The organism is Brevibacterium sp. HMSC063G07 (assembly GCF_001810665.1).
Taxonomy (GTDB): domain Bacteria; phylum Actinomycetota; class Actinomycetes; order Actinomycetales; family Brevibacteriaceae; genus Brevibacterium.
In genome coordinates this window covers 259,284-266,598 of sequence record NZ_KV802363.1, presented here as the reverse complement: position 1 = coordinate 266,598, position 7,315 = coordinate 259,284, and the positions used below count along the sequence as shown (strand labels likewise).

At 62.2% G+C, this 7,315-nt stretch carries 6 protein-coding genes; 1 reads left to right on the top strand and 5 read right to left on the bottom strand.

Annotated elements, in window-relative coordinates:
• The 5 genes from HMPREF2757_RS09830 to HMPREF2757_RS09810 all read right to left on the bottom strand — a co-directional run.
• A partial coding sequence (locus HMPREF2757_RS09830; RefSeq protein WP_176745921.1) for an HtaA domain-containing protein occupies positions 1-858 on the bottom strand: 858 nt, incomplete at its 3' end.
• Positions 855-2,216, bottom strand: coding sequence for a hypothetical protein (locus tag HMPREF2757_RS09825; protein ID WP_070576078.1), 1,362 nt, complete (start codon positions 2,214-2,216; stop codon positions 855-857). The genes HMPREF2757_RS09830 and HMPREF2757_RS09825, both read right to left, overlap by 4 nt.
• The gene (locus tag HMPREF2757_RS09820; protein WP_062020000.1) at positions 2,213-3,064 is read right to left on the bottom strand and encodes a heme ABC transporter ATP-binding protein; all 852 of its coding nucleotides are present in this window, start codon (positions 3,062-3,064) and stop codon (positions 2,213-2,215) included. Before HMPREF2757_RS09820 ends, HMPREF2757_RS09825 begins: the two co-directional genes overlap by 4 nt.
• Positions 3,061-4,083, bottom strand: a complete 1,023-nt coding sequence (locus tag HMPREF2757_RS09815; RefSeq protein WP_019174173.1) for a FecCD family ABC transporter permease — start codon at positions 4,081-4,083, stop codon at positions 3,061-3,063. Before HMPREF2757_RS09815 ends, HMPREF2757_RS09820 begins: the two co-directional genes overlap by 4 nt.
• Before the next feature lie 191 nt (positions 4,084-4,274).
• Complete coding sequence (locus HMPREF2757_RS09810) at positions 4,275-5,546, bottom strand: heme/hemin ABC transporter substrate-binding protein (protein ID WP_070576074.1); 1,272 nt, start codon at positions 5,544-5,546, stop codon at positions 4,275-4,277.
• A gap of 176 nt (positions 5,547-5,722) precedes the next feature.
• Between HMPREF2757_RS09810 and HMPREF2757_RS09805 the strand changes: the two genes are divergently transcribed.
• Positions 5,723-7,315, top strand: a 1,593-nt coding sequence (locus HMPREF2757_RS09805) for an HtaA domain-containing protein (RefSeq protein WP_070576072.1), incomplete at its 3' end; no start/stop codon positions are given.

The following is a 7,315-nucleotide window of genomic DNA, read 5'->3' as shown; positions in this document are numbered from 1 at the left end:
GCCGGAGGTGTACCAGTACTGGGTCTGGCCGGTCAGTACGTTGAAGTCCACCCAACTCTTGGGGAACGAACCCCAGCCTTCTTTTTCTTTGTTCTGGTCTGGCTGCCCACTGTCGATGCCCTCGTAGTCAGGGGTGACGGTGAAGCCGTTTTCATCGAGCTCAACCTTGTTGTTTTCGAAGTCGGCGATGGTGCCTTCAACGGGGTTGAGCTTCTCCCACTTGGACAGGTCCTCCATGTCGGTGCCGTAGCCGGAGAAGGTGCCGGTGAGCTTGCCCTTGCCGTTCTTCACTTCGAGCTTGGGGTTGCTCACCGACCAGTAGGTGTATCCGGAGTAGTACACCAGGGTGAACGAACCCTCCCACTGGATGGTGCCCGTGTTCGCAGCGGTGTCCACTTCTCCCTTACCGCCGGAGAACTGGACGTAGTTTCCAGAGTTCACGCCTGAGGTGTTGACGCGTTTGCCTTCCGGGGTCTGGCATTTGTTGTCCCACGTGATCGGCTGCGTGCCGCCATCAGCGGTGGGCCGCAGAATCTCCACGTTGCCGTCTTTCGCCTTGAACAGTCCGCGCTTTTCGGCGTCATTCGGCCACAACGAGGATCCCCCGTTGTCGCCTGCCACACCTGCGGAAAGGAAGTTGCATGAACCGGGCAGATACGCACCTGAGCCAGATTCTGCATTGATTCCCCACGTGAGGGCGGCGTCTGAGATTTTCAGCTTCGACGACTCAGCCTCGGACCCTTCCGCGCTGTCAGCAGGCGATGCGAAGGCTGCCGTGCCGATTGCTATACCCGCAGCAAAGAGGAACAGCAGAAACGCTGCCGCGGCTGCCACCAGGGTTATTGCTGTGCGCTTCATCGCTGATCCTCCCGTGCATCTGCTTCGCCCAGCAGGCGATCCATGACGAGCGTTGGGGAATCTCCTCCTGCAGCACCGGGTGGTGTGCCCTCGGAATGCACCTGCTGACTGCCCGCCGCCTGACGCTGCGTGTGGCTGCCGGTGGCCCCTGCGTCGTTGTGGATGAGTTCAAAGAACCGCATGGGTCCGGCCGCAGGTTGGTCCTGTGCACCGGGCTGCTGAGCGTAGGACTGCTGTTCGGCGATGACCGGATAGCGCACTCCCGCGTCTTCCATGTCAGCGCGGGCGATCTTGGCATCGGCTGCCCTTTCGCGTTTGCGGGTGCGCGCATCCTGCTTCACGCGGAACTTCTGCAGTTTGCGTTCGCGCTTGTGCTCTGCCGCGATAGCGCGCTTAGCCCTGCGCGTGCGCACACGCTCCAGTGCTTCGGGGCTGACACCCAGAAGCAGCGATTTCACTGCCATGTAGGAACCGACTCCCACGGCCAGGGCAATCGCACAGATGGCGAGAACCACTCCGATCATCAGCAGAAACACCATGCGGTTGGCGTTCGTGTTGATCGCATCCACCTGGTCGGGCTCCAGCAGGGGTCCTGACACCGGCTGCTGCCCACCCGCTGTTCCCGGTGCCGGTGCGGCGGGGGCTGCTGCGTTCTTCTGATCCTTGTTGTCCTTCTGCGCATTGGCTTTCGGTGCGGCTGCCGCGCCGGCTGCGCCGTTGTTCTGCTGCTGTTCGCCGCCGGACTGGCCAGCCGCTGCGGCAGCAGGGAACTCAATCGGCGTGAAGGTTTCGTTCTTGGCATTCGCCACGCCGTGCGCGCCGATCGTGATGATGCCGCAGCGCTCACGCGTGCAGTCAACATCGACCGGATTGCGCTCGCGGTCATAGGACGTGAAGCGAGCGCCCGGCAGGATGATTTCGCCTGACCATGTTCCGTCGGCCTTCAGTGTGCCGCCGTTGGCGGCGTGAGCTGTTGACGATCCCGGGAACGTGACGAACAGCTGATAGCCCACCGGATTCGATTCATCGTCATAGGCGTAGCGCAGGTTTGTGCCCGTCTTGCCGCCCTTGCTGGGCTGCCACGTGCCTTCGGCAACACCGAACAGAACATAGATGCCGCCGAAGCCGTTCTGCACCGATTGGAAACCGCTGCCGGAGAGTTTGAGGGTCGAGGTGCCGTCAACAGAAGGCGTCCCCGACACGGAAACCCGGGCCGCCGCCTGGGCGGGTTCGGAACTGACAGCGGCACTCGCGAAAGCGCCCATGCCGCCTATGAGCACAGCGGCAGCCGCGGCAGCCAACCGCCGCAGCCCCAGCCGCTTCTTCCGGCTGCCCGGTGCGTGTCCAGGCTGATTCATGACATGTCCTTTCTGGAAGGGCGAACCGGCACCACAAGCGGTGAACCGGATACCGGGTCGGTGAGAACAGTGACGGGATGGCCGTAGGCTTCGCTGATCCGCTCGGCTGTCAGCACCTCTTCCGGTGTGCCGTCAGCGGCGATGCGACCGTTGTTGAGCAGGGCAATTCGGTCCGCGTAGGCACCGGCCAGATCAAGGCTGTGCAGAACCACGACAACAGCCGAGCCGGTGGCCGCATATTCACGGGCAATCGTCAGTACGAGCTCCTGGTGGCGGATATCCATAGCCGCTGTCGGTTCGTCCAACAGCAGAATCGGGGCGGCCTGCGCAAGGACGCGGCCCAAAGCGGCGCGCGACCGCTCCCCTCCGGACAGCGAGGTGAAGGTGCGGGAAGCAAAGCGGCTCGTGTCCGTGCGCTCCAGGACTGCGGACACGATCGTGTCGTCATCGGCTGCCGCCTGCGTCCGCTGCCACGGGGCGCGGCCCATTTCAACGACCTCCAACACCGTAAACGGGAAGGACACATCGACCTGCTGCAGCAGAACAGCCCGGCGCATAGCCAGTTCGCGGGTGTTCCAGGCATAGGACGGGTGATCGTTGATGGTGACTGACCCGGAGGCTTCCTCAACATCCCCGGTGATGACACCCAGAAGTGTGGACTTCCCGGCGCCGTTGGGACCGACAAGAGCCAGCACCTCGCCCGCCCGGACATCCAGACTGGCCCCCTCAAGTACCTTCCTTTCGCCGTCGTAGGACACCGTCACCTGGTCCACCGACAGCACGGTGCTTCCCGGTGCGGGGACTTCCGGCAGACGGCTTTCACGGCTGCGACGCAGCTTTTCGATCATGCCCAGCCTCCTGCCTCACGACGGCTGCGGCGCAGCAGATAGAAGAAGTACGGTCCGCCGATCAGCGCGGTCAGCATGCCAATCGGGAGGTCGGCGAACTCGATGAGCGTGCGCGCAGCCAAATCGGCAAAGGTCAGCAGCACCGCGCCGCCGAGGACCGATGCCGGCAGCAGCAGACGGTGGCCCGGCCCCAACAGCATGCGCATCAGGTGCGGAACCACCAGACCGACGAAGGCAATGATGCCGACAAACGCAACCGCAGCACTGACCAGCAGAGCCGACAGGACCATGGCGTACAAGCGCAGACGCTCAACATCGACACCCAGGTGGCGGGCCGCCTTTTCACCCAGAGACACCAAGTCCAGGCCCCGGGCCAGGAACATCGTCAGGCCGATTCCCACGACCACCAGCGGAACGACAATCGCAACCTGTTCCCACCGGCTGCCGTTGAAGCTGCCCATCTGCCAGAACACGATCTGCTCACGTGCCTGCGTGGGGGCTTTGAACACGATAAACGAAATGAGCGCACCGGAAATCGCGTTGACCGCAACACCCGTGAGGATCAAAGTGACGACTTCCGTCCGGCCGTTCGACCGCGCCAAGACGTACACGACGATCGTTGTCACCAGACCGCACACAAACGCCAGGAACGGAACCGTGAATCCGCCCAGGAAGCTCAGGCCGTGCAGAAACGCAAACGACGCACCGACGGCAGCACCAGAAGACACTCCGATCGTGCCCGGCTCAGCCAGCGGATTGCCGAAGATGCCCTGCATAACAGCACCGGCAATAGCCAAGGCAGCACCCACAAAGACCGTCAGAACAATCCGCGGGAAGCGCACCTCCCACAGGGCCTCAGCACCGAATTCGTGCGACGGACCGGGCAGCCAGTTGATGCCCACCGACTGCAGAACGGAACCCACAACTTCCTTCGGCGCAATGTAGAGCTGACCCAACATGGCCGAAAGCAGAGTTCCGCCAAGAAGCAGAACCACCAAAGTGGTGAAGACGGTGGTCACCCGAGCAGCCGACACCCTCCCGGAAGGCTTCTCACCGCGTCCCTCCCCCGGAACCCGGGCGGCAGGCGCCGAAGAAGCAGAACGGGAGCGGCGCCTCGTGCGCTGTTCGTCCAAAGGCGAACCGGCAAAAGGTGCGGGCGCGTCGAAACGCTCAGCAGATCTGGAATGAGTAGTGCTCAAGGGTTTTCTCCTTAGGCATCCGCTTCAGCGGACTTTTCCTGTGGGACGTAGGCGTATTCGGGGGCGTGGACTGCCGTGCCCAGGGCTGCGATGACCTCCGCGGTGCGTGGGCCGAAGCTCATGACTTCGTAGTCACTCATATCGACAATCCGACGGTGTTTGCCGGCGGGAGTCTGCGCAATGCCCGGCAGTTTGAGGGCTTCGTCGATGCCGCCGACGCTCTCCAGGCCCTTCGTCATGACCAAAATGACGTCCGGGGCGGCCTTCACCAGGGCTTCCGCGTTGGTCGGTGACATGCCCGCAAAGCCGACTTCAGTCGCAACATCACGTCCGCCGATTGCCTGAATCAGAGAGTCTGCGCCGGAGCCTTTGCCGAACCAGTAGTAGATGTCGCCGCGCAGATACAGGAACACCGTGCGCGGACGGTCCGCCGGATTGTCCGGTGCGAGTGCCTGGATTCTCTTTTGGGTTTCGGCGATTTCCTTATCGACGCGCTTGGCCAGCTGTTCACCCGCATCCTGCAGGCCCAGCGCTTTGGCAACCGCAACGATCTGCGGGCTGACGCCCTGCACACCGTCCTCCGTCGCCGACGGAATGAACACCACCGGGATGCCGGCATTGCGCAGCTGAAGCTGAACGTCATAGGGGCCAATCGTCGAATCGGTCAGCACCACTGTGGGTGCCAGATTGAGGATTGCCTCCGCGTTGAGTTCGTGCCCGTTCTGGGTAACCAGCGGAAGTTCTTTCTGGCCCGGCATGAGCGACGACATCTGCGTGGAAACATCACGGCCGACCAGATTGCAGCCCAGACCCAGGCCGACAACCGCGGCGGCCAAACCGCCGTTTTGGTTGAGCGCCAGAATTCTCGAGGTGTCACGCACCGTCTGTTCGGGGCCATCGTCCGAGGTGACAGTCACCGGGAGGGTCTGCTGCTGATCTGCGAAATCTGCAATCGGCCGGATTTCGGAGGCCTGGGTGTAGGCAGTGGTCGGGCCGTGGATCTTGCTGACCGGACGTTTTTCGGAACTGGGAACATCCGGGATGTTCGGAAGCTGCGCCGCCGAGGTCGCCGGCGGGGGTACGCACTGTTGGGAGTGCGCGACATTGAGGGTGCCGACGTTGTGGAAACCGTTGTTCCACAGAAAAAGCCCAACGGCGAGCACCGCTGCGGTTGCCGCGGCACGCCGTTTTCTTCGGCGAGGCATACGGCGCAAAGCCCGATTCAGGCCTCCTGGGCGACCGGGCTCTTCAGCCCGGCGCCACGCCCGAGAGTTGAGTTTCATTGCTTCCTTTTCTGTTCGAGTGCGCCTGAGGCACTCAACAAACATTCACCGAACCGTGAGTTGACTTACAGGGTGACTACAACTAAGGATAGCCTTACCTAAATGTTTTAGGTCAAGTCAGTTTCTCGTAAATCAGTTGCGAAATGTACGCACGACGTAAGTCCACAAGGAGAACAATGAAGTCATCATCGAGCGCGCCTTCGCGCCGCAATTGGCGCGCCTGCCTGGCCGGAAGCGTGGCATTCGCGCTGGGCGGGGCCGGTCTGCTGTCCGCGCACCCCGCCCAGGCCGCAGAACTCAATGTTTCGGACGCTGTCTTCAGCTGGGGTATCAACGCCGAATCCGGTGCGGGCGCTTATGCTCCCGGCACATGCAACTTCCTGTCCGCGGGAGTGTCCGGCGACGCCGGGAAGTCCTCACCGTGGTCAAAGGAAGACGCGGAAGCTAAGAAGCTGTTCAGCCCGGAAAAGGGCAACGTCAAGATCCTGCGCCCCACCGCTGATGGCGGCACGCAGCCGATCACGTGGGACAACAAGTGCCAGACCCCGGAAGGCGAGCGCCTCAACACGTGGAACGGCGACAAAGCCAAACGGTCGGGCAACTTCGTTGAGATCTCCGGTGGCAAGGGCACAATCGACCCTGAAACGAACTCCGGCACCATCCAGTGGGAGGGTTCGTTCACCCTGGTGTACTACTCCGGGTACACCTACTGGTCGGTGAGTGACCCCAAGCTCGAGGTGAAGAACGGCAAGGGCAAGCTCACCGGCACCTTCTCCGGCTACGGCACCGACATGGAGGACCTGTCCAAGTGGGAGAAGCTCAACCCCGTTGAAGGCACCATCGCCGACTTCGAAAACAACACGGTCGAGCTCGATGAAAACGGCTTCACCGTCACCCCGGACTACGAAGGCATCGACAGCGGACAGCCAGACCAGAACAAAGAAAAAGACGGCTGGGGCTCATTCCCCCGCAGCTGGGTGGACTACAACGTACAGACCGGCCAGACCCAGTACTGGTACACCTCCGGCGGAGCTGCGGACCCACGCAAGAAGCCCACTGCTCTCACCGTGAAGTACACGGCCGAAGAGCCTGAACCGCAAGTCGATGAGGAGACGATTAAGAACACCACTAAGAGCAAGCCCTCTGTTTCTGACAAGGGCCTGACGGTCAATGTGACCGGCGAAGGCTACGGCGTGCTGCCCAAGGCCAGCACTGGCCGGGATGCCGACGGTGTCTACGTCGCAATTGTCGACCGTAAGGTCAAGAACAGCGAAATCGAACTGTCACGTCCGTCCGCTAGGTCGGCTGCAGCAGAAAAGTCGTCGAAGGAACCGGTTGCCGTTGAGCACATTCCCAGCAGCAACATCAAGGACGGCAAGCTCGACGCCCAGACGACCGCAGCAGCAGACAAACTGAACAAGGACACCGACTACGACACCGTCGTATGGGTAGCCCACGGCAACCCGAACGACGAAACGGTTTTGCACCGCTCCAACATCAACCTCACCGACGAACAGATGAACACCCTGTTCCCGGCAGAAGAGCCCAAGGAACCGGAAGCCCCCGAACCGCAGGATCCGAAGGAACCGGAAACTCCTGACACCCCGGAAAACGGCGGCGACAAGCCGACCGACCCCAAGGATCCCGAGACTAACGACCCCAAGGATCCGGAACCGCAGGACCCGAAGGATCCCGAAGCCAACGAACCCGAAGCACCCGACACCCCGGACGACGGCGGCGACAAGCCCAAGGACCCCGAGGCTAAGGAC